Annotated in this window: 25 protein-coding genes and 1 other RNA gene; 18 read left to right on the forward strand and 8 right to left on the reverse strand. The window is 63.6% G+C overall.

Going from position 1 to position 21,822, the window contains the following annotated elements; genetic code table 11:
* Window positions 1–231: 231 nt before the first annotated feature.
* The 15 genes from BXY53_RS02500 to BXY53_RS14065 all read left to right on the forward strand — a co-directional run bounded on the left by BXY53_RS02500 (window position 232) and on the right by BXY53_RS14065 (window position 12,556).
* Window positions 232–531, forward strand: coding sequence for a DUF4164 family protein (locus tag BXY53_RS02500; protein WP_119060353.1), 300 nt, complete (start codon window positions 232–234; stop codon window positions 529–531).
* 63 nt (window positions 532–594) lie between these two features.
* Window positions 595–1,014, forward strand: coding sequence for a cell division protein ZapA (locus tag BXY53_RS02505; protein WP_119060354.1), 420 nt, complete (start codon window positions 595–597; stop codon window positions 1,012–1,014).
* Between the two features lie 198 nt (window positions 1,015–1,212).
* Complete coding sequence (locus BXY53_RS02510; RefSeq protein ID WP_245410333.1) at window positions 1,213–4,257, forward strand: type ISP restriction/modification enzyme; 3,045 nt, start codon at window positions 1,213–1,215, stop codon at window positions 4,255–4,257.
* Between the two features lie 54 nt (window positions 4,258–4,311).
* Window positions 4,312–4,472: non-coding RNA, 6S RNA (gene ssrS / locus BXY53_RS02515), on the forward strand.
* A 28-nt stretch (window positions 4,473–4,500) separates the two neighbouring features.
* Window positions 4,501–5,082 (forward strand): 5-formyltetrahydrofolate cyclo-ligase, encoded by a 582-nt coding sequence (locus BXY53_RS02520; protein WP_119060356.1) that lies wholly within the window; start codon window positions 4,501–4,503, stop codon window positions 5,080–5,082.
* Window positions 5,082–5,936, forward strand: coding sequence for a TIGR00282 family metallophosphoesterase (locus tag BXY53_RS02525; protein ID WP_119060357.1), 855 nt, complete (start codon window positions 5,082–5,084; stop codon window positions 5,934–5,936). Before BXY53_RS02520 ends, BXY53_RS02525 begins: the two co-directional genes overlap by 1 nt.
* 124 nt (window positions 5,937–6,060) lie before the next feature.
* Window positions 6,061–6,807, forward strand: coding sequence for a YebC/PmpR family DNA-binding transcriptional regulator (locus BXY53_RS02530; protein ID WP_119060358.1), 747 nt, complete (start codon window positions 6,061–6,063; stop codon window positions 6,805–6,807).
* A 146-nt stretch (window positions 6,808–6,953) separates the two neighbouring features.
* Window positions 6,954–7,460, forward strand: coding sequence for a crossover junction endodeoxyribonuclease RuvC (gene ruvC / locus BXY53_RS02535; RefSeq protein ID WP_119060359.1), 507 nt, complete (start codon window positions 6,954–6,956; stop codon window positions 7,458–7,460).
* A complete protein-coding gene (gene ruvA / locus BXY53_RS02540) occupies window positions 7,457–8,071 on the forward strand; it encodes a Holliday junction branch migration protein RuvA (protein WP_119060360.1) in 615 nt (204 codons plus the stop codon). The genes ruvC and ruvA overlap by 4 nt, the downstream gene beginning before the upstream one ends.
* Window positions 8,068–9,108, forward strand: coding sequence for a Holliday junction branch migration DNA helicase RuvB (gene ruvB / locus BXY53_RS02545; protein ID WP_119060361.1), 1,041 nt, complete (start codon window positions 8,068–8,070; stop codon window positions 9,106–9,108). Before ruvA ends, ruvB begins: the two co-directional genes overlap by 4 nt.
* A gap of 14 nt (window positions 9,109–9,122) precedes the next feature.
* Entirely contained in the window at window positions 9,123–9,629 is a 507-nt protein-coding gene (locus tag BXY53_RS02550; protein ID WP_119060362.1) for a hypothetical protein, read from the forward strand.
* A complete protein-coding gene (ybgC, locus tag BXY53_RS02555) occupies window positions 9,622–10,089 on the forward strand; it encodes a tol-pal system-associated acyl-CoA thioesterase (RefSeq protein WP_119060363.1) in 468 nt (155 codons plus the stop codon). Before BXY53_RS02550 ends, ybgC begins: the two co-directional genes overlap by 8 nt.
* A 74-nt stretch (window positions 10,090–10,163) precedes the next feature.
* Window positions 10,164–10,859 carry a MotA/TolQ/ExbB proton channel family protein gene (locus BXY53_RS02560; protein ID WP_119060364.1) on the forward strand — a complete coding sequence of 232 codons (696 nt, stop codon included), beginning with the start codon at window positions 10,164–10,166 and terminating at the stop codon, window positions 10,857–10,859.
* Window positions 10,856–12,226, forward strand: coding sequence for a Tol-Pal system beta propeller repeat protein TolB (tolB, locus tag BXY53_RS02565; protein ID WP_119060365.1), 1,371 nt, complete (start codon window positions 10,856–10,858; stop codon window positions 12,224–12,226). The genes BXY53_RS02560 and tolB overlap by 4 nt, the downstream gene beginning before the upstream one ends.
* Before the next feature lie 192 nt (window positions 12,227–12,418).
* On the forward strand, window positions 12,419–12,556 hold the full coding sequence (locus tag BXY53_RS14065; RefSeq protein WP_170144305.1) for a hypothetical protein: 138 nt from the start codon (window positions 12,419–12,421) through the stop codon (window positions 12,554–12,556).
* Window positions 12,557–12,785: 229 nt separating this feature from the next.
* Here the strand turns inward: BXY53_RS14065 and BXY53_RS02570 are convergent, their stop codons facing one another.
* The 3 genes from BXY53_RS02570 to BXY53_RS02575 all read right to left on the reverse strand — a co-directional run bounded on the left by BXY53_RS02570 (window position 12,786) and on the right by BXY53_RS02575 (window position 16,233).
* Window positions 12,786–14,684, reverse strand: a complete 1,899-nt coding sequence (locus tag BXY53_RS02570; RefSeq protein WP_119060366.1) for a propionyl-CoA synthetase — start codon at window positions 14,682–14,684, stop codon at window positions 12,786–12,788.
* 160 nt (window positions 14,685–14,844) lie between these two features.
* Entirely contained in the window at window positions 14,845–14,982 is a 138-nt protein-coding gene (locus BXY53_RS14070; RefSeq protein WP_170144306.1) for a hypothetical protein, read from the reverse strand.
* 12 nt (window positions 14,983–14,994) lie between these two features.
* Window positions 14,995–16,233, reverse strand: a complete 1,239-nt coding sequence (locus BXY53_RS02575) for an MFS transporter (protein ID WP_210209126.1) — start codon at window positions 16,231–16,233, stop codon at window positions 14,995–14,997.
* Window positions 16,234–16,342: 109 nt separating this feature from the next.
* On the opposite strand from BXY53_RS02575, the gene BXY53_RS02580 reads away from it, so the two are divergent.
* From BXY53_RS02580 to BXY53_RS02590, 3 genes are read left to right on the forward strand one after another with little or no spacing between them, the layout of a single operon-like run.
* Entirely contained in the window at window positions 16,343–16,741 is a 399-nt protein-coding gene (locus tag BXY53_RS02580) for an NADH:ubiquinone oxidoreductase subunit NDUFA12 (RefSeq protein WP_119060367.1), read from the forward strand.
* Complete coding sequence (locus tag BXY53_RS02585) at window positions 16,738–17,520, forward strand: class I SAM-dependent methyltransferase (RefSeq protein ID WP_119060368.1); 783 nt, start codon at window positions 16,738–16,740, stop codon at window positions 17,518–17,520. The genes BXY53_RS02580 and BXY53_RS02585 overlap by 4 nt, the downstream gene beginning before the upstream one ends.
* A 35-nt stretch (window positions 17,521–17,555) precedes the next feature.
* A complete protein-coding gene (locus tag BXY53_RS02590) occupies window positions 17,556–17,960 on the forward strand; it encodes a DUF2155 domain-containing protein (RefSeq protein ID WP_245410334.1) in 405 nt (134 codons plus the stop codon).
* On the opposite strand, the gene aat is transcribed toward BXY53_RS02590, so the two are convergent.
* The 5 genes from aat to BXY53_RS02615 all read right to left on the reverse strand — a co-directional run bounded on the left by aat (window position 17,876) and on the right by BXY53_RS02615 (window position 21,815).
* The gene (aat, locus tag BXY53_RS02595; protein ID WP_119060370.1) at window positions 17,876–18,568 is read right to left on the reverse strand and encodes a leucyl/phenylalanyl-tRNA--protein transferase; all 693 of its coding nucleotides are present in this window, start codon (window positions 18,566–18,568) and stop codon (window positions 17,876–17,878) included. The genes BXY53_RS02590 and aat overlap by 85 nt on opposite strands.
* A 55-nt stretch (window positions 18,569–18,623) precedes the next feature.
* A complete protein-coding gene (gene accC, locus BXY53_RS02600) occupies window positions 18,624–19,964 on the reverse strand; it encodes an acetyl-CoA carboxylase biotin carboxylase subunit (protein ID WP_119060371.1) in 1,341 nt (446 codons plus the stop codon).
* Between the two features lie 16 nt (window positions 19,965–19,980).
* Window positions 19,981–20,460, reverse strand: coding sequence for an acetyl-CoA carboxylase biotin carboxyl carrier protein (accB, locus tag BXY53_RS02605; RefSeq protein WP_119060372.1), 480 nt, complete (start codon window positions 20,458–20,460; stop codon window positions 19,981–19,983).
* A 28-nt stretch (window positions 20,461–20,488) separates the two neighbouring features.
* The gene (gene aroQ / locus BXY53_RS02610) at window positions 20,489–20,938 is read right to left on the reverse strand and encodes a type II 3-dehydroquinate dehydratase (protein WP_119060373.1); all 450 of its coding nucleotides are present in this window, start codon (window positions 20,936–20,938) and stop codon (window positions 20,489–20,491) included.
* 121 nt (window positions 20,939–21,059) lie between these two features.
* Window positions 21,060–21,815 carry a DsbA family protein gene (locus BXY53_RS02615; protein WP_119060374.1) on the reverse strand — a complete coding sequence of 252 codons (756 nt, stop codon included), beginning with the start codon at window positions 21,813–21,815 and terminating at the stop codon, window positions 21,060–21,062.
* Window positions 21,816–21,822 lie beyond the last annotated feature (7 nt).

Consider the following 21,822-nt stretch of genomic DNA (forward strand, 5'->3'; position numbering starts at 1 on the left):
TCGACATGCGCGCAAAAGTTGCGCTTGTCTGTGTAGTGATGAGCCATCGGAAAAGTGCATCGAAATCAATGCTCTGGGCAATCGCTTTGCCGAATGGGAGGCGACGGTTTCGCGGGCCGTGCGGGCCGGGGACGCGCGCTTGACGCCTTTCGAGGGCGGCGCCTATGGTGATTGAGGGGCACAGTCGTTAGCGTCTCAAGCGAAAAATGCGGTTCAACGTCGCGGTGTGTGGTGAGCAAGCCGAGCAAAGCATCAAGTGCGCGTGGCCAGAGGAATGCGCGGGCAGCGGGGCGCGCAGAAAGCACAGCGGGGGCCAAGGCGTCAGGCGGAACGCGGCGCAAGGCGTCCAGGTCGCGGACCAAGGCGGAGCTGGAACAGGAACTGGCTGAACTGAAGCAGATCAATGCTGAACTGCGCGAACAGTTACGCCGCGAACAGGAGCGGGCCGAACGGCTCGAACGGATCAACCAGCAGGCGGGAGAACGGATCGAAAGCGTGATCGGACGTATCAAGACGCTTCTGGCGTCGTGACCCGTCCGGCGTTCTCGGGCAAGTCGGCGTAGGATCCGGTCGCCGCCGGAAAGGCAGGCGCTTATGCCTCAGGTGACCCTGACAATCGGCAACAAGACCTATCGCTTGTCCTGCGCGGAGGGCGAGGAGCCGCGCATTCATGCGCTGGCCTCGCATTTCGCCGCGCGGGTCGACGAGATAGGCGAGCGGTTCCCGCGGATGCCGTCGGACCAGCTCTTCCTCATGGCGGCGCTGATCGTGACTGACGAACTGTTCGAGGCGCGGGAAGAACTGCAGGGCACGCTCAAGCAGATCGCGCGGCTCGGCAACGCGCTGAACGACAAGTCGGGTGCCCGCGGGCCGAGCGGTTCAGAGATGGCGCAGATTGTGAAGGATGCCAGCGCACGCCTCAACACGCTGGGCAACGAGAAGCCGGCCCCGCCGAAATCCGGCTCGCTCGCGGCGGGCGGCGCGAAGCCGGGCGAAGCCGCCGGCGGCGATTGAACCCTTCAACTTTTCGGCAAATCTCTGCTATTGGGCTTTGTCTGCGTGGAGCAACAGCCTGGCTACTGAATCATGTCGATCGTCGCTGATTTCATTGCCGATATTCAAAAGGTTCATGCAACTGGAAAGGCAACGGAGAGTACCTATCGTCCGGCCTTGCAAAGGCTCTTGGCCTCAGTCTCCCCGGATGTTGCGGCTTTGAACGAGCCAAGACGGGTCGAATGCGGGGCTCCGGACTTCATTATCCAGCGCGGCGAAATCGTCATTGGCCATGTCGAGGCCAAAGCGCCTGACGTGGACTTGCGCGCCATGAAAGGGGCGAACAAGGAACAGCAGGAGCGCTACCTCAAGGCGCTGCCCAATCTGATTTATACAAACGGGCTGGACTTCGATTTCTACAGGAACGGAGAACGCATCGCCTCCGTGACGATCGCGGATTACTTGATGGGAATCCAGCCGCACCCGGATCAGTTCGAGGCGCTGGAAAACCTGCTGCGAGAGTTCATAGCGCAAAAACCGCAGACCATCACCTCTCCGGAAGTGCTGGCCAAGATGATGGCTGCCAAGGCAGTGCTGATAAAGGATGTGCTGACGAACGCCCTTCGCGCCGACCGGGATCAAGACACCGAATTGGCGGAACAGTATAACGCCTTCAAGGAACACCTGATCCACGACATAACGCTGGAGGATTTCGCGGATATCTATGCGGAGACCATCGCCTATGGCATGTTCGCCGCGCGGCTGCATGACCCGACGCCGGACACGTTCAGCCGCACCGAGGCGATGGACCTTTTGCCCAAGTCAAACCCTTTCCTGCGCAACCTGTTCAGCTACATCGCCGGGCCGAACCTCGATGATCGGATCAGATGGATCATCGACGATCTGGCCAAGGTCTTTCAGGCCGCCAATGTCTTCGAGATCATGCAGGGCTTCGGCAAGCTGACCGGTAAGGACGACCCTTTCCTGCATTTCTACGAGACGTTCCTGGCCGCCTACAACCCGGCCAAGCGCAAGGCACGCGGCGTCTGGTACACGCCCGAGCCGGTGGTGAATTTCATCGTGCGCGCGGTGGACGATGTGCTGCGGACGGAGTTCGGGCTGGCAGACGGGCTGGCCGACACCTCTAAAGTCATTATCGACTGGGATACTGGCCAGCGTGAAACAACCAAGAAGGGTGAACTGCGCAAGTCCGGTAAGAACGCGACCGTTAAGCGAGAGGTCCACAAGGTCCAGATTCTCGACCCCGCCACCGGCACGGGCACCTTTCTCGCCGAGGTCATCAAGCAGATTGCGCCGCGCGTGAAGGCGACAGCACCGGGGGCTTGGAACCGGTATGTCGAAACCGAGTTGATCCCGCGGCTGCACGGCTTCGAGATTCTGATGGCGTCGTATGCCATGTGCCACATGAAGCTGGACATGATCCTGACCGAGATGGGCTATCAGCCCACGGGCGCGCCGCCGCGTCTGTCAGTCTATCTCACCAATTCGCTGGAAGAGGGCGAGCCGGTAGACCAGACCTTGCCGTTTGCGCAGTGGCTGTCGAACGAGGTCAAACAGGCCAACACGGTCAAGCGCGACATGCCGATCATGTGCGTAATCGGCAATCCGCCGTATCTGGGCGAAGGCGGCGTATCCGAGGGCTGGATCGGCAGGCTGATGGAAGATTACAAGAAAGAGCCGGGCGGCGAGCAACCTCTCAATGAGCGCAACTCGAAATGGCTCAATGACCTCTATGTGAAATTCATCCGCATGTCCTCGTACCTGATCGAGAAAAACGGCGAGGGCGTGCTGGGCTTCATCACCAATCACGGCTATCTCGACAATCCGACTTTCCGGGGGATGCGCTGGCACCTAAGAAAGACCTTTGACCGCATCTGGGTGCTGGATCTGCATGGCAATGCCAAGAAGAAGGAGGTGACGCCTGAGGGCGAGCCGGACAAGAACGTTTTCGATATTCAGCAGGGCGTGGCGATCATCGTTGCGGTGAAGACAAAGGATGGTCGCGAAGCGCTTGCTGAGGTCATGCACGGCGACCTGTGGGGCGCGCGAGAGGTCAAATATAAGGCGCTGGAACAGACGAACCTGACAGCGCCACTGTTTTCCGACGTGGAAACCACTGCGCCACACTATGCGTTCGTTAAGCGTAACCTTGCTATCCAAGCGCTCTACGAGAAAGGCTTCGCAATTCGTAATTTCATGCCCGTTAACGCTGCCGGGGTTGTGACCGCACGGGATCGCTTGACGCTCGACGACGACAAGGAACGGTTGTGGAATCGCGTTCAAGATTTTGCTGCTCTTGAACCAGAGGCGGCTCGGGCAAAATATGGGCTGGGGCCAGACGTGCAGGATTGGAAAGTGGCATGGGCGCAAGAAGACGTCAATCGCAAACTTTCACAGGAGAACATTGTTCCAATTGCCTATCGTCCATTTGACACGCGTTGGACCTACTATACTGGGAATTCACGAGGATTTTTGTGCCGTCCCCGCGACGAAGTAATGCGTCACTTAAAACAAGAGAACTTGGCACTTTGTACTAATGGGCAAACCAAGGACGGTTACGGTGGCTTTACTGTAAAAACAATCGGTGGCCATAAACTTTATGGCGCTTACGACATCAATACATACTTTCCTCTCTACCTCTATCCCGACGATCAGGACCTCGACCAGACCCGCCGCGTAAATTTCGACCCGAAGCTCTACAAACGCCTGCAACGGTTGGCAGAGCACCCCAAACACGGCACGCCGGACGAAGTGCAGGTCTTCGATTACATCTATGGCGTGCTGCACTGCCCCGCTTACCGCGAGACCTATGCGGAGTTCCTGAAAATCGACTTCCCGCGCATCCCCTGGCCCGCCAGCCCGGACGAATTCTGGGACATCTCGGCCAAGGGCGCGCAACTGCGCAAGCTGCACCTGATGGAGCCGGAGGCGATCGGCGAAACGCCATATCCCTTCATGGGGGAGGGCGACAACGTCGTGGACAAACCCGCCTTTGCGGACGGCAAGGTCTGGATCAACGCCACCCAGTATTTCGACAACGCGCCGGAAATCTCATGGGGCTTTTACATCGGCGGCTATCAACCGGCGCAGAAATGGCTCAAGGACCGGAAGGGGCGCGCGCTCTCCTTCGACGACATCAAGCACTATCAGCGCATCCTGAAAATCCTGTCGGAAACCGACCGGATCATGCAGACCATCACCATGACGCTGGAACCGCCGGAAGACGCCACGGAGGAAGAATAACGCCGCGCCGCCTTTCGCTCTGGACAATCGGCGCGAACACATCACATTCTCGGTGTGGGGCTGCCGAGCGCGTGAGGGGCTCTGTTTCCCGGGGCCGATACCGATCCTCAAGGGAGCTGACCCTGCCCGGGGCCGTGGCCTCGGACAATCGGCACCCACCTACTAGTGTAGGGACCCAAGGGATCATTCTCCCCCACGGCTACGGCGGCTCCACTCCCATTTCGCCCGGCGAGGACCGCAGGCATGACCGTCACCAGTCTCGACAAGGAGGCCCTGCGCCGCGAGAGCCTCGCCCGGCGCGCTGCCATTCCCGAAAAAGCGCGCGAACAGGCCGCCACGGCGGTCGCGGAAGGGGCGTTGTCCTTTCTCGAATTGCCTGGCCCAGCAGTGATCAGCGGCTATTATCCGTTCGGCGACGAACTGGACTGTTTGCCGCTGTTGCGCCGATTGATTGACGATGGGCACAGCATCGGCCTGCCGGTCACGCGGAAGGGGCAGCCGCTCATCTTCCGCGCCTGGACGCCTGAGACGCAGATGGTGCGCGGGGCGCTGGGCATTCCGACTCCGCCGGAGGAGGCCCCCGAGCTAACACCCGTTGTGTTGCTCGTGCCGCTCGCGGCTTTCGATGAGCGGGGTTATCGCATCGGCTATGGCGGCGGCTTTTACGACCGCACGCTAGCAAAGCTGCGCGCGGCGGGGCCTGTCACGGCCGTCGGCGTGGCGTTCGCCGAGCAGCGAGTCGATCGCGTGCCGAATGAGCCGCACGACCAACCGCTCGACTGGATGCTCATGCCTGAGGGCGCCTATCGCGTAGGGCGCGCCTGATGCGGTTCCTGTTCATCGGCGACATCGTCGGACGGTCCGGCCGGCGCGCGGTTCTGGAGACGCTGCCGGACCTGCGCGCGCGCTACGACATCGACTTCGCCGTGATCAACGGCGAGAACGCCGCCGGCGGCTTCGGCATCACCGAGCAGATTTTCAACGACCTGCGCGACGCCGGCGCGGATGTTGTCACCACGGGCAACCATGTCTGGGACCAGCGCGAGACGCTCGTCTATATCGAACGGCAGGAGCGTCTGCTGCGCCCGCTCAACTTCCCCCCGGGTACGCCGGGGCGCGGAGCCGGCCTGTTCCCGGCGAAGAACGGCGCGCAGGTCCTCGTGCTGAACGTCATGGGCCGGCTTTTCATGGCTGACCTGGACTGCCCCTTTCAGGCGCTGGACCGCGAACTGAGCGCCTGCCCGCTCAAGTCCGCCGCCGATGCGATCTTCGTCGATTTCCATGCAGAGGCGACCTCGGAAAAGCAGGCGGCCGGACACTATATTGATGGCAGGGCGAGCGCTCTGGTGGGGACGCACACCCACGTGCCCACAGCGGACGACCAGGTCTTGCCTGGCGGCACGGCTTATCTGAGCGATGCCGGCATGAGTGGCGATTACAACTCGGTCATCGGCATGGAGCGCGAGGAGCCGGTCAATCGCTTCGTAAGCCAGATTGGATCGGGGCGCTTCCAACCGGCGCTCGGCGCGGCGACGGTTTGCGGCGTGGCGATCGACATTGACGACGCGACGGGCCTCGCCCGGCACATCGCGCCGGTGCGCACCGGCGGGCGGCTACGCCCGTGTGAGCCGGACTTCTGGCGCCCGCCGCCGAACACTGGCAACGCCCCGGGCGAATAAGCTATAAAACGGCCAAACAGAACGCCCCGCGCTGGCGATTGCTTGCGAAAACCGGCCGCATCGAGATGCGAGTCGAGACCAGGCTGTGCGCGGGGCCTCTCAGGCAGAAAGACACAGGACCGACATGGCAGGACATTCCAAATTCAAGAACATCATGCACCGCAAGGGTGCACAGGACAAAAAGCGCGCAAAGATTTTCTCGAAGCTGTCCAAGGAGATAACCGTCGCGGCGAAGCTCGGGGCGCCCGACCCGGACTGGAACCCGCGTCTGCGGCTCGCCATTCAGGCGGCGCGTGCGCAGAACATGCCGAAGGAAAATATCGAGCGCGCCATCAAGAAGAGCCAGGACGCCGGAGGCGAGGCGTATGAGGAGATCCGCTACGAAGGCTTCGGCGCGGGCGGCGTCGGCGTGATCGTCGAGACGTTGACCGACAACCGCAACCGCACGGCCGGCGATGTGCGCGCGATCTTTTCCAAGAACGGCGGCAACCTCGGCGAGACCGGCGCAGTCTCCTGCGTGTTCGACCGGATCGGTTCGGTCGAATATCCGGTCGAGACGGCGAGCGCGGAAGAAATGGTGGAAGCCGCCATCGAGGCGGGTGCGCAGGACTGCGAATCGTCCGAAGATGGACACACGGTTTATTGCGACGTGGAAGACTTGGGCGACGTGGCCAAGGCGTTGGAGCAGCATTTCGGCGAGGCGCGATCGGCGCAGATCATCTGGAAGCCGCAGAACACCATCGAGGTCGACGAGGAAACCGGCGGCAAGGTCATGCGGCTTCTGGAGGCGCTGGAAGACCATGACGACGTGCAGCACGTCTACGCCAATTTCGAAGTCTCCGACGAGGTGATGGAGCGGCTGTCCGCCTAGGCAAGACGTTCCACATCGTCAGTTCTGGCGTCATTGCCGGGCGTGACCCGGCAATCCAGAAGTCGCCCTGACGCAGCAGTATGGATGCCCGGATCAAGTCCGGGCATGACGAGGGGCCGGATTGAGGTGTTCGTGTGGGGCATGACATGGCGGCGGCGCGCATTCTCGGCATCGACCCCGGCCTGCGGTGCACCGGCTGGGGGCTGATCGAAAGCGCGGGGTCACGCGTGACCTTTATCGCCGCCGGGACCATCCGCCCGCGCGAGGATCAAAGCCTTCCTGAACGCCTTGCCGACCTTTTCGCCGGTCTCTGCGACGCTATCGAGACCTGGGCGCCCACAGAGGCGGCCGTCGAACAGACCTTCGTCAACAAGGATGCCCGCGCGACGCTCAAGCTGGGGCAGGCGCGCGGGATCGCCCTGCTCGCGCCCGCCCGTGCAGGCATCTCTATTTCCGAATACGCGCCTAACGCGGTGAAGAAATCGGTGGTCGGCTCCGGCCACGCCGATAAGGCGCAGATACGCGCGATGCTCGGCGTTCTGCTGCCGCGCGCGACCCCGGACAGCGACGACGCGGCGGACGCCTTGGCGATCGCCATCACGCACGCGCACCATCGCGGCGCGGTCGCCATACTGGCGGGAGCGGCGCGGTGATCGGCAAGCTCAAAGGGCTCGTCGACGCCACCGGCGATGGCTGGGTGATTGTCGATGTTGGGGGCGTGGGCTACGAAGTGCACTGCGCGAGCCGGACGCTGGCCCGGCTGCCGGCGCGCGGGCAGCCTGTCGAGCTGGCCATCGAGACCCATGTGCGCGAAGATGCGATCCGCCTGTTCGGATTCGCGAACGAGCTGGAGCGGCGCTGGTTCCGGTTGCTGCAAGGCGTGCAGGGCGTTGGAACGCGGCTGGCGCTTGCGATTTTGTCGACGCTGGAGCCGAACGAGATCGCTAACGCCATCGCGCTCGGGGACAAGGGCGCAATTTCGCGCGCGCCCGGTGTCGGGCCGAAGGTCGCGCAGCGGCTGATCGGCGAGTTGCGCGACAAGGCGCCGGGACTGGTGGAGGCCGGCGCGGCTGCTGCGGCGCTCCCGGAGGGCGGGGCCGCGCAGGACGGCTCGGCGATGGGCGATGCGGTTTCCGCGCTCACGAATCTGGGCTATCCAGCCGCACAGGCCGCCGCAGCAGTCGCCACCGCCATGCGTGAGGCGGGTGACGACGCCTCGACAGAAACGCTGATCCGGCTGGGCCTGAAGGAGCTTGCGACGTGAGCGAACGGCTGATCGAGGGCGCGCGCAGCGACCAGGACGACATCGAGCCGAGCCTGCGCCCGCAGCGGCTCGCCGAGTTCATTGGCCAGGAGCGCGCCCGCGCCAACCTCCGCGTGTTCATCGACGCCGCGCGCGGCCGGGGCGAGGCGCTGGATCACGTCCTGTTCGCCGGCCCGCCGGGGCTGGGCAAGACCACGCTGGCGCAGATCATGGCGCGCGAGCTTGGCGTCAATTTCCGCATGACCTCCGGCCCAGTCATCGCCAAGCCGGGCGACCTTGCCGCGCTGCTCACCAACCTCGAAGCGCGCGACGTGCTTTTCATTGATGAGATTCACCGTCTCAACCCTGCGGTTGAGGAAATCCTCTATCCGGCGATGGAGGATTTTCAGCTTGATCTCATCATCGGCGAGGGACCAGCGGCCCGCTCGGTGCGCATCGACCTGGCGAAATTCACGCTGATCGGCGCTACCACGCGGACCGGGCTATTGACCACACCGCTGCGCGACCGCTTTGGCATACCCGTCCGGCTGGACTTCTACACCGACGAGGAGCTTGAGCAAATCGTGACGCGGGGCGCGGGCGTGCTCGGCATGACCATGACGCCGGCCGGCGCGCGCGAGATCGCCAAGCGCAGCCGCGGCACCCCGCGCGTGGCCGGGCGGCTGCTTCGGCGCGTGCGGGACTTCGCCGCCGTGGAGGATGCGGCGGAGATCGACGACGGCGTTGCGGACCGTGCGCTCACGCAGCTCGAAGTCGATCCGCTGGGACTCGATTCGCTCGATCATCGCTATCTGCGCTGCATCGCCGACACCTACGGCGGCGGGCCGGTCGGCATTGACACCATTGCCGCGGCGCTGAGCGAATCGAAAGACGCGCTGGAGGAAACGATCGAACCGTTCCTGCTTCAGCAGGGTTTCATCGGGCGCACGCCGCGCGGACGCATCGTCACGCTCAAGGCGTTCAAGCATCTCGGCATGGCCGCGCCCGCGCAGATGACACAGCCCTCCATGCCGCTGTTCGGGGATAGCGATGAGTGAGAAAGAGGTGCTGCATGGCCGGACTGAAAGATTTCGATCTGGACAAACTCGACGATGAGCAAATCGCAAACCTTTTGGAAAACTATCGGAAGGCGGGCAAGACTGAAGAACCGAAATATACTGAGATTTTGGCTGAACACGCTCGCCGCCAGGGCAAAGGGCTTTCATTCGAGAAGTCTCTTGCTGCCATCAGGGACGCCGCTTCGCGGGGTCAATTCCTGAGCTACAAACAACTCGCGGAAGCGAGCGGATTGAAGTGGTCTTTTGCGGTGCGTCACGCGATGCCGTCGCATCTGTGGAATCTCCTTGAGTACAGTTATCGGAACGGTCTGCCGCTTCTCAGTGCCATTGTCGTCAACCAAAAGAATGTCGACACCGGAGATATGGAGCCGGAAACGTTGCGTGGGTTTATTGCTGGTGCGCGCGATCTTGGGATTGCCGTTACGGATGAGCGTCAATTCCTGAAGGAACAACAAGAAGAGGTCTTCAGGCGCGCGAAGGAAGGGACGCTGAATGTCTGAGGCCGGCGCGCAGGACTGGCCGGATCTCGCCGGCCGGCTGGAGGCGGGGCGGCACGTCCTGCCCGTGCGCGTCTATTACGAGGACACCGATTTCTCCGGTCTGGTGTATCACACCAGCTATCTGCGCTTCATGGAACGGGGGCGCTCCGACATGATCCGCCTGCTCGGCGTGCACCACAGCGCGCTGGCGGCGGGCGAGGGCGCGCGGCTGGTGTTCGTGGTGCGGCGCATGGAGATCGATTTCCTGCGGCCGGCACGGATCGATGATGTGCTGGAAGTCGTCACCGAGCCGGCGGAGCAGACCGCCGCGGCCTTCACGCTGGCGCAGAACGTGATGCGCGACGGCGAGCGTTTGGTGAGCGCGCGGGTGCAGATTGTCCTCGTCGACGAAACAGGCAGGCCACAGCGCCTGGCCACCGCCTTGCCCGAGAGCGTCACGCGCTGGATGCAGTCGGGCTGAGCGCCACGCCTTTTCCACAGTCCCCGATCAAGGAAGGTGGACGTCCTTCAACCGCGCCGGAACCGCCCATCGTCATGGAGTCGCAAAGCCCAGCCAGTCTCTTCCTCGCCGCACCGGCCGATGTGTCGGTCTTCGCGCTGTTCGGCGAGGCGGGATTGGTGGTTCAGGCGGTCGTGCTGGTGCTCGTCGCGGCCTTGATCTGGACACTGGTCGCTGCTGCCAGCAAATACACCGAGTTGACCCGCGTCCGGCAGGAAGCGGACGCCTTCGAGCGGCTGTTCTGGTCCGGCCCATCGCTGGACGAGCTTTACGCATCCATGAACGGCAAACGGACCGGTTCCTTGTCGGCAATCTTTATGGCCGCGATGTATGAGTGGCGACGCACGCTGGACACCTCGCCGCGCGCGGTGCCTGGGGTACAAGGGCGGATGGAACGGCTGATGGCGGTATCGATTGCGCGCGAGACGGATCGGCTTGAATGGGGATTGACCGCGCTTGGCATGATCAGTGCGGCCGCGCCGCTGCTCGGGCTGGCGGGCGCGCTGTGGGCGCTGATGGCGGGGTTCACGACGTCCGAGAACTTCGCCGGCTTGGCGCCGGCGGCGGCGCGAGGGCTGCTGGCGGCTGCCCTGGGGCTTTTCGTCGGCGTGGTTGCGGTTATCTTTCATCGCGGGCTTAAGCGCGCCGTGCGCCGCCACGAGCAGCGCATGAAGGACTTCGCGCAGGAGTTTTCCGCCATCGTTTCCCGCCAGATCGACGCGAGCATATGAGACGCCTCCCCACCCAGCGGCATGCCCTCATCCGGCGCCTTCTGCGCCGCGCGTTCGTCTCGTTGCTGGCGGTCATCTTCGTTGCGCTGGCGGCGTCCGCATCCGCGCAGACGCAGGAGGACGGTTCCGAACTTCCAGTGCGCATCGCCATCCCGACCTTTTCCAGTGACACGGCCGAGACCGAAGAATGGGCCCAGCGCATCGCGCGTGTGCTGGCCGCGGACCTCGCGCGTTCGCAGGCCTTCATCCCGCTGGAGCAGACCGCGCTGGTGCGTGAGCGCGTGAGCCTGAATGCCATGCCCAGCTTCACGGACTGGCGTGCCACGAACGCCAGGGCGCTTTTGGTCGGTCGCGTGACATCCGCGCCGGGCGGGCGGCTGCGGCTGGCGTTTCGCCTGTGGGATGTGGCGTCCGGCCAGCAGCGCGTGGGCGCGCAATACTACGCGCCGCAGCAGCACTGGCGGCGGCTGGCCCACGTGGCCGCAGACGCTGTCTACTCCAATGTGACAGGGGTACCCGGCTATTTCGACACGCGCATCGCCTTTATCGAGCAGCGCAATGACGTCGAGCCGCCGGTCACGCGGCTGGCCGTAATGGATCAGGACGGCCGGAACCTCGAATATCTGACCAAGGGCGTCCAACCCGCGCTGTCGCCGCGGTTCAGCCCTGTCGCCCAGCAGCTCATTTATGTCGTGGATACTGGTGGTGCGCCGCGACTTATCCTGCGGGACCTGCATCGCGGTCTTACGGAGACGATCGGGGATTTTCCCGGCCTGATGGCGCCGCCGCGCTTCGCCCCCGACGGCCATCGCATCGTGATGAGCCTTCGACGTGGCGGCAACGCCAATCTCTACGAGATCGACCTGCGCACGCGAACTCTCCGTCGCCTGACGGAGACTGCCGCGATCGACACCGCGCCAAGCTTCTCGCCCTCCGGTCGGCATGTCGTATTCGTCTCCGGGCGCAGCGGCACCCGGCAGCTGTACGTCATGCGGGCGAATGGCCGTTCGCAGCAGCGGATCAGCCGGGGCGAGGGGCGTTATGCCGAGCCCGTGTGGTCGCCGCGCGGCGACTTCATCGCCTTCGTCAAGCGTCTGCAGGGGCAGGCATTCCTCGGGGTGATGAAGCCCGACGGCTCGCAGGAGCGGCTGCTGACGGCTGCGCCGGACATCGGCGGTCTTTCCTGGGCTCCGAACGGCCGGGCGCTGGTGTTTTCGCGGCTGCAACAGGGGGAACAGGGGAAGGCGGAACTTGTCGTGATTTCCCTCAACGGCAACGGCGAGCGTGTGCTCGAGACGCCGCATCCGGCCACCGATCCCTCATGGTCGGCGCCGCTGGAGCCGCGCGGCTCGATGCGCCGGCGCTAGGCCCGGCCAGGCCCTGTTTACAGTCGGTTAACAACCGTGCGGTGTGACCTTTCGCCCGCCACCCTGACGTGTCTTTTTCGCATCATCATGGCCGAAATCCGGCGGCGCTTGGCGGGGCCGCGCTTGATCTGCCCCCGTGCCCCCGGTACGTCTGAAAACGGCAATTGCCGTAAATTCAGAGGAGATATCATCATGAAGGGTCTGAAAGGCGTTATCGTTGTGGCCACCGTGGTCGCCACCGCTGCGGCCGTCAGCGCTTGCCGCAAGGAAGTTGCCGAGCCGTCTCTGAAGCTGGGCGCCTCTGACGTGGCTGTGCCCGTGGTCCGCTAAGAGGCACAAAACTTGAAGTGCTTCAGCGCGGAGTGCGTTACTTCGCCTGGATCTTAGAACTGAAACGCTGGGTTATCGGGGGGACCCATGATCGGCAGCGTTTCAGTTCATTTCTTTTGGGGCCGTGAAAGACGCACCCGCGGCCCGCTGACCGAAAGCCGGATCGCATTTCCTCAAATTCTGACAGGACGTTTGGGCACCGCCAATGGTGATGGCGGCACCCATTTCACTAGCGCGCGCTGTGCGCCTGTAGCCGCTCCTTGATCTCGTCCAGGATCGCGGGATCGTCGATCGTCGCCGGCACGCGGTATTCCTCGCCATCGGCGATCTTGCGCATCGTGCCGCGCAGGATTTTGCCAGAGCGCGTCTTCGGCAGCCGATTCACCGTCAGCGCCAGCTTGAACGCGGCAACCGGGCCGATCTCGTCGCGCACGAGCTGAATGATCTCCGACTCGATTTCCGCCGGCTCACGATTCACGCCGGCATTCAGTACGACAAAGCCGGCCGGCACCTGCCCCTTGATTGGGTCGGATATGCCCACGACCGCGCACTCGGCCACGTCCGGGTGGTTCGCGATGACCTCCTCGATCCCTCCGGTCGATAGGCGGTGTCCGGCAACGTTGATGATGTCGTCCGTGCGCGCCATCACGAAGACATAGCCGTCCTCGTCGAGATAGCCGGCATCACCTGTCTTGTAATAGCCGGGGTAGTCGTTGAGATAGGACTTCTTGAAGCCCTCGTCGTTGTTCCACAGCGTTGGCAGACAGCCCGGCGGCATCGGCAGTTTGATGCAGATCGAGCCGTTCTGCCCGGCCGGCACGTCATAGCCTTGCTCATCGAGGATGCGGAGGTCGTAGCCCGGCATCGGCACGGTCGGAGAGCCGTATTTGACCGGTAGCATGCCCAGGCCGACGGGGTTGCCAGCGATGGCCCAGGCCGTCTCCGTCTGCCACCAGTGGTCGATCACCGGAACGTTGAGCACCTTCTCTGCCCAGCGGATGGTGTCCGGGTCGGCGCGCTCGCCTGCGAGGAACAACGTTTCGAACTTCGACAGGTCGTAGTTGCCGGCGAGCTGCCCGCTCGGGTCATGCTGCTTGATGGCGCGGAATGCTGTCGGCGCGGTGAACAGCGCTTTTGCCCCATGTTCGGAGATCACCCGCCAGAAGGCGGCAGCATCCGGAGTGCCGACCGGCTTGCCCTCGTACATGATCGTCGTGGCGCCGTGCAGCAGCGGGGCATAGACGATGTAAGAGTGTCCGACCACCCATCCGACATCCGAGGCGGTCCACCACACGTCGCCCGGGTCAATGTTGTAGTGGTTCTTCATCGTCCATTTGAGCGCGACCATGTGGCCACCGTTGTCGCGTAAGACGCCTTTCGGCACCCCGGTTGTGCCCGAGGTGTAAAGGATGTAGAGCGGGTCGGTCGCCGCGACGGTGACGCAGTCCGCATGTTCCCCGGCCAGGCGCGCACGCTCCACTGCTTGCATCCAGTCATGATCGCGCGGCGCGAACAGCGGCGCATAGGCTTGCGGGCGCTGGTAGATCAGCGTCGCCTGCGGCTTGGTCTCGGCGTGCGCGATCGCTTCATCCAAGAGCGGCTTGTATTTGACGATCCGGCCGGGCTCGATACCGCAGGAAGCCGACAGGATTAGCTTGGGGTTGCAGTCGTTGATGCGCGTGGTTAATTCGTGTGCCGCGAAGCCGCCAAACACCACCGAGTGGATTGCGCCGAGCCGCGCGCAGGCGAGCATCGCGATCGCCGCCTCCGGGATCATCGGCATGTAGATGATGACGCGGTCGCCCTTCTCGACGCCCATATCCCGCAGCACGGCCGCAAACAGCGCCACCTCGTCCCGAAGCTCACGATAGCTGTAGGTGCGCTGCGCGCCGGCCAGCGGGCTGTCATAAATCAGTGCCGGCTGGTCACCGCGGGTCGGCACGTGCCGGTCGAGGCAGTTGTAGCAGGTGTTGCATTCCGCGCCGACGAACCAGCGGCCATAGACGCCCATATCGGGATCGAGGATCTTGTCCGCGGGCTTCTCCCAGTCGATCTCCTCGGCAGCCTTGGCCCAGAAGCCCTCCGGGTCATTTTGCCATTCGCGGTAGACGTCGTGATAGCGGCTCATCGGTGTTTCGCTCCCTGGGTCGGCGGGCGTTTTTGCTTGTTGAGGCGCGACAAGACGCGATAGCGGCCCGACTTCGCTGAAGTGCGCGCTATTTTGAGATTGGCGGACGGGCTTGGCAAGAGTTGGGGCGAGGGCGCGACATCCTGGCTGGGGCGCGCGGTTACAGGCACATGAAGGACGAGACGCTAGAGGACAAGTCGAGCAGCATGGCGTTGCCGCGCTCCAGCCACAAGGCCGCCGCGCCGGCAATAAGGAAAGCGCCAGCCAACAGAACCAGCAATGTCATCGAGCGTGGCATTCGCGGTCTCCTTCAGGATGCCGCTTGACCGGCCGGGGCAGGCCGACGCTGGCGGATGGAGCCGTGCACAATCGCCGATATCAGCCCCAGCGCGATCGAAATCCACCACATGATGTCATAGCTCTGGAAAATATCATAGAGATACCCGCCCAGCCACGCGCCAAGGAAGCTGCCGATCTGGTGGGAAAACAAGGTAATGCCGAACAGCATGGACATCCACCGCGGTCCGAACATGTCCGCGACCAGGCCGCTCGTCAGCGGGACCGTCGCCAGCCACAGCAGGCCGAGCACCGCCGAATAGGCCAGCAAGCTGTAATAGGTCATCGGCAGCAGCACGAAGGCCAGGAACACCGCAGCTCTTGCAGCGTAAAGGAAGACGAGCAGGTGACGCTTCTCGTAGCGTCCGCCAAGCTGGCCAAAGAGATAGGTGCCCGCGATATTGCCGATGCCTATGATCATCAGCGCAAGCATCCCGGTCTCGGCGCTGAAGCCCTGATCGGTCACGAAGGCGGGGAGGTGTGTCGCAACGAAGGCGATGTGAAACCCGCAGACGAAGAACCCGACGGACAGCAGCCGGAAGTCACGGTCGGGCATGGCTGAGGTGAGCGCGGCGCGGATCGTCTGCTCGCCGGCTGCGATTGTACTGGCTGCCCGGCCCGCAGCCTCGCGCCCGGCGCCCGAGGCAAGCATCCAGCCCAGCGGGGCCATGATCGCGGCGGTGAGCGCCAGCAGCACGAGGCTCCAGGACCAGCCGTAAGCGTCGATCAGCACATGGACATATGGCAGCGCGGCGAACATACCGATGGCGCTGCCCATGCTGGCCAGCCCCAGCGCCTTGGCGCGGCTTTCCTCCGGCGCGGCGCGGCCGACGACGCCGAGCACGGTGGTGAAGCCCGTGCCGCTCACGCCCAGACCGATCAGCACGCCGGCGGTCAGCAGGCTCGCTTCGCCCGCTGCGTTCGCCATGATGAGCAGACCGCCAACATAGCAGAGCGCGCCAACAGTCAGGACCCGACCGGCGCCATATTTATCCGCCAGACCACCAGCCGCGGGCGCCGTGAGGCCCCACATCAGGTTCTGCAGCGCCATCGACAGCGCGAATGATTCGCGCCCGAGCCCAAGATCAAGGCTGATCGGATTAAGGAACAGCCCGAAGCTCTGGCGGATGCCCATGTTGATGACGAGCACAAGGCCGGCCGCCAACACAATCAGCCACAACAACGGCGTTGCCGAGATGCGCGAAGAAGCCAAAATCGGGAATCCTGCTGTTTGCAGCGGAGCCTGTCCGCTGCCCGTAAACTGGACTTGAGTCTATGGCGGTGCCATATTGCGCGACAAATGAAAAAAGTTGATCGCTGGTATGAGCCTGATTTCTGATATCTTCACCTGGTGGAACGGCGCGACCCTGGGCACGAAGCTGTTCACGCGGCGCCACGGCCGGCTGGTCGGCGAGGACGAGTGGGGCAACAAGTATTATGAACAGCGCGACGGCAAGGGCCCCCTCGGCAAGCCGCGCCGCTGGGTCATCTATAACGGCGTGGCCGAAGCCTCCAAGGTCCCGCCGGAGTGGCACGCCTGGCTGCACTACACGGTCGACACGCCCCCGACCGAAGAGGCCTACCGCGCCAAGCCGTGGGAAAAGCCGCACATCCCCAACATGACCGGCACGCCGCAGGCCTATCGCCCGCCGGGAAGCATTTTGCGTCCGCATCCGCGCCCCCAGGGCGAGCCGGACTATGAACCCTGGCAGGCAGAATGAGCGAACAGACGACAGGAGCCGCGGCGCGGCCGGAACGCGCGCAGACCTGGAGCGCGGCGGGTTATGATAGGAATGCCCGCTTCGTTTCCGAATATGGCGTGGAAATCCTGAACTGGCTGGCGCCGCAGCCGGGCGAGCGCATTCTTGATCTGGGCTGTGGCGATGGCGTTCTCAGCCAGAAGATCGTCGAGGCGGGTGCGGAAGTCGTCGGCGCGGACACCAGCGAGGACCTGCTGGGCGCAGCGCGCGAGCGGGGTATTGACGCGCGGCACATAGATGGCGAGGCGCTTCCGTTCGACCAGGAGTTCGACGCGGTGTTCTCCAACGCCGCGCTGCACTGGATGCGCAACGCCGATGCGGTCATCGACGGGGTCAGGCGCGCGCTGAAGCCTGGCGGCCGCTTTGTTGCCGAATTCGGCGGGCACGGAAATGTGGCGGCCTGCGTAACGGCCATGCGCGCGGCAGCCGACAAATTCGGCGGCGACGCGGCGCTGGCCGGGCCTTGGTTCTTCCCGACGCCGGGCGAATACCAGGCGCGGCTGGAGGGCGCGGGCTTCACGGTCGAGCGCACGGCGCTGGTCGCGCGGCCGACGCCGCTGCCGACCGGGATGAAAGGGTGGCTGATGACCTTCCGCCCGCCTTTCTTCGAGCAGTTCGGGCATCGGAAGGACAAAGTGCTCAAATGGGTCACCGATCTGCTGGAGCCGGTGCTGCGCGCCAGCGACGGCCAGTGGTTCGCCGATTACATGCGCCTGCGCGTGGCCGCAACGCGCCAATAGTCAAACAGAGACGCCTCTAGGCAATGAGACTGTGCATGATGGCACGACTGGGAGCGATTGCTGCAGCGGCCTTCCTGACGCTCGCCGCCGTGCCGGCGGAAGCCGCCAAGATCGCCAACAATGTCGCCGTGTTCGCCGCGCTCGATAAGGTGACAGCGCGGGTCTCGAAGCTTGAGATCACGATTGACGAGACCACGGTTTTCGGCGCTCTGAAGATCACCCCGCGCGCCTGCTATACCCGCCCGCCGACCGAGCGACCGCGCACCTCCGTGTTCGTCGAGATTGACGAGATTCAACTCGACGGCAAGGAAAAGCGCATCTTCACGGGCTGGATGTTCGCCGAAAGCCCCGGCATTCACGGGGTTGAGCACCCGGTGTTCGACGTCTGGTTGACCAACTGCAAGATGCCCGAGGGCGAGGTGTCCTCCGAGAGCCGATAGAAGTCGGCCTTGCCGCGCACCGCGGTCGCCAGCAGGCTCTGGAACTGTTCGCGGCCGATCTCCCGCGCGCCGAAAGTCTTGAGATGTTCGGTAACGAACTGCGTATCCAGCAGCGTGAAGCCGCCGTGAATCAGCCGCGCGACCAGATAGACCAGCGCCACCTTGCTGGCGTCCCGCTCATAGGAAAACATGCTCTCGCCGAAGAAAGCGCGGCCCAGCTCCACGCCGTAAAGCCCGCCCACAAGCTCTCCATCCAGCCAGGTCTCGACCGTGTGGCAGTGCCCCATCTTGAAAAGCTGGCTGTAGAGTCGGCGGATTTGCGAGTTGATCCAGGTCGTCCGCCGACCCGGGCGTGAGCTGGCGCAGCCGTCAATGACGCCGTGATAGTCCGAATCGACGCGGACCTCGAACCGTCCTTGACGGATCGTCCTGGCCAGCCGGCGCGGGACATGGACCTCGTTGAGCGGCAGGATCCCGCGCAGCTCCGGTTCAACCCAGAACAGTGAATGATCCAGCGCGCTTTCGGCCATCGGGAAAATGCCGCAGGCATAGGCCTTGAGAAGGACCTGGGGCGTGATTTCCGTATTGAGATCGGATGGCGATCCCATGCAACTCCACCGCTCGATGCTATCCCGGGGCTAGCGCCCCCTCATCGCCGACGATTTAGTGCTCGTCGAGGAATTTTTCGAGCCAGTGGATGTCGTAAAGGCCATCCACGATGTCCGGCTCGGAGACCAGCATAGCATAAAGCGGGATCGTGGTTTCGATGCCGTCGATCACGAACTCGCTTAATGCGCGCTTGAGCCGCATGAGGCATTCGTTCCGATGCCGGCCGTGGACAATCAGTTTGCCGATCAGGCTGTCGTAATAGGGCGGGATGGAATAACCTGCGTAGACTCCCGAATCGACGCGCACGGACAGCCCGCCGGGCGGGTGGAAATAGCGTATCTTGCCGGGTGACGGCGCGAAGGTCGTGGGGTTCTCGGCGTTGATGCGGCATTCGATCGCGTGGCCGTTGAACTCGATGTCCTCCTGCGCAAGCGTAAGGGGCGCGCCAGAGGCGATGCGGATTTGCTCGATAATCAGGTCGATGCCAGTAATCATCTCTGTCACCGGGTGTTCGACCTGGATCCGGGTGTTCATCTCGATAAAAAAGAACTGACCGTTCTCGTAGAGGAACTCGACCGTTCCTGCGCCGCGATATTTCATGGCGCGCATCGCTTGAGCGACCGTCTCGCCGATCTCACGGCGCTGTTCGTCGTTGAGCGCGGGCGAGGGCGCTTCTTCCCAGACCTTCTGGTGGCGGCGCTGGAGCGAGCAGTCACGCTCGCCCAGATGGATCGCATTGCCGCGCCCGTCGCCGAGCACCTGAATTTCAATATGGCGCGGCTGGGCGAGATATCTCTCGATGTAAAGCGCGTCGTCGCCGAAGGCTGCCTGTGCCTCGGAGCGCGCCGTCGACAGCGCGACCGACAGCCGGTCCTCCGAGTGCGCGACCTTCATGCCACGCCCGCCGCCGCCCGCCGCCGCTTTCACCAGCACCGGATAGCCGATCTCGCCGGCAATCTTGTAGGCCTGTTCGTCCGTCGTCACCGCGCCTTCCGAGCCGGGAACGACCGGAATGCCCAGGCTCTTGGCGGTCTCCTTCGCCTGGATCTTGTCGCCCATCAGCCGGATATGCTCCGAACTGGGGCCGATGAAGGTGATCTCGTGCTCTTCGAGGATTTCTGCGAAGCGCGCGTTCTCGGACAGGAAGCCGTAACCGGGGTGGACAGCATCCGCGCCTGTAATCTCACAGGCTGCGAGCAGCGCCGGGATGTTCAGGTAGCTTTCAGACGCCGAAGGTGGCCCGATGCACACGCTCTCGTCAGCGAGCCGGACATGCATCGCGTCGGCATCGGCCGTCGAATGGACGGCCACTGTGGCGATACCCAGCTCCTTGCAGGCGCGCTGGATGCGCAGAGCGATCTCGCCGCGGTTGGCGATCAGGACCTTGTCGAACATGCCGGGCTCCGCTCCGTCATTCGATGATCATCAGCGGCTCGCCATATTCGACGGGTTGGCCGTTTTCGACGAGGATGGCGGTAACGGTTCCGGCGCGCGGCGCGGGGATGTGGTTCATCGTCTTCATCGCCTCGACGATCATGAGCGTCTGGCCGCGTTCGACGGTGGTGCCGACTTCCACAAACGGCGCGGCGCCTGGCTCCGGTGCGCGATAGGCCGTGCCGACCATAGGGGAGGTGACGGCACCGGGATGTGTGGCGAGGTCCGCGTCCGGATCGGCGGCGGGTTTCTGCGCCGGCGTCGTCTCCGCCGGGGCTGCGGCTGGCGCGGGCGCGGGTGCCGGAGCGCTGACCGTCGCGGTCACGTTGCGCGCCACCCGGATGCGCAGACCCTTCTGTTCCACCTCGATCTCGCTGAGGCCGGTGTCATTCAGCACTTCCGCCAGACCGCGAATGGCGTCCTCATCGATAAGCGGAGATTTCGATTTTTCATTCATGGTTCTTGGTTTGCCTCGCTGTTCCCCGTCATGGCGCCACCTTCAGCCGGGTCGCCATCGCTTCCAGCGCCAGGTCATAGCCCAGCGATCCGAGACCGCAGATCACGCCTGTCGCCGCCTGCGAGACCAGCGACCGGTGCCGGAAGGACTCGCGCTTGTAGATGTTCGACAGATGCACCTCGATGCAAGGAATGTCGGCGGCCGCTAACAGGGCATCAAGGATCGCTATGGATGTATGGCCATAGCCCGCCGGGTTGATAATGATGCCGGATGCGGCAGTGCGCGCCTCCTGAATCCAGTCAACGAGTTCACCTTCTCGGTTGGACTGCCGGAAATCGACCGTGAGTCCCTTGCCAGCCGCGCTTGCCTCCAGCCGGTCGCGGATGTCGTCCAGCGTCTCGTGACCGTACACCTCCGGCTCGCGTTCGCCGAGAAGGTTCAGGTTGGGGCCATTGAGGACAAAGACGGGCTTGGGCATCTCGGTCTCGGATAGAGAACGGGCTGGCCGCGCGCGACCTGGAGGCAGCGTCGGCGCGCGGCTTTGCCTAGCAAATATTGCCGGTCTTGCAAAGCACCGTAGCAGGCGATGCCTGCCGCGATCAGCAGGCCGCGCAGCCTTCGCGCGCTTCGGCAATCGCCGTGATCAACTCGTCGCGCAGATTTTCCGGCGCGCCGGGGATCGACGTGTCACCGACAAAGAAGGCCGGGGTCCCCTGAACGCCCAGCGCATCCGCAAGTTGCAGATTCTCGTCGATCAGCGCGTTGATCTCGGGATCCTGCATGTCCGTCTTGAGCTGGTCCACGTCCAGGCCAACCTCCTCGGCGACTTTGAAGATCGTCTCCTCGTTTTCGATGCGCTGACTCAAACTCATCAAGGCATCGTGAAACTCGACATATTTGCCCTGTTTCTCGGCAGCGAGCGCGGCTTGCGATGCCACGGTCGACCCTGGGCCGAGCACGGGAAACTCGATGAGGCGGACCTCGATGTCGGTTTCGTCCATCAGGTCGCGCAGGGTTGCGTAAGCCTTGCGGCAAAAGGGACAGTTGTAGTCCATGAACTCCACGACGACCACATCACCCTTACCCATGCTGAAGCGCTTGTATTTGGAGTCGGCGCTGTAGAGTTCGCGCAGATATTCCTGGCGGGCCACGGCGGCCTCGGCCTCGCGCTTTTTCTGCAGCTCGGCGATAACCTCTTCGAGCAGTTCCGGGTTCTTGAGAAGGTAGGAGCGGACGATCTCCTGGATCGCCTTTTCCTGTTCATCGTTGAACTGATCTGTTGTCGCCGCGCGCGGCTGAATGGTGAACAGGGTGGAGACGGCCAGGACGGCAGCCGCAATCACAAGTTTCTTCATGCTCGGA

The organism is Dichotomicrobium thermohalophilum (genome assembly GCF_003550175.1).
In the GTDB taxonomy this organism is placed as follows: Bacteria; Pseudomonadota; Alphaproteobacteria; order Rhizobiales; family Rhodomicrobiaceae; genus Dichotomicrobium; species Dichotomicrobium thermohalophilum.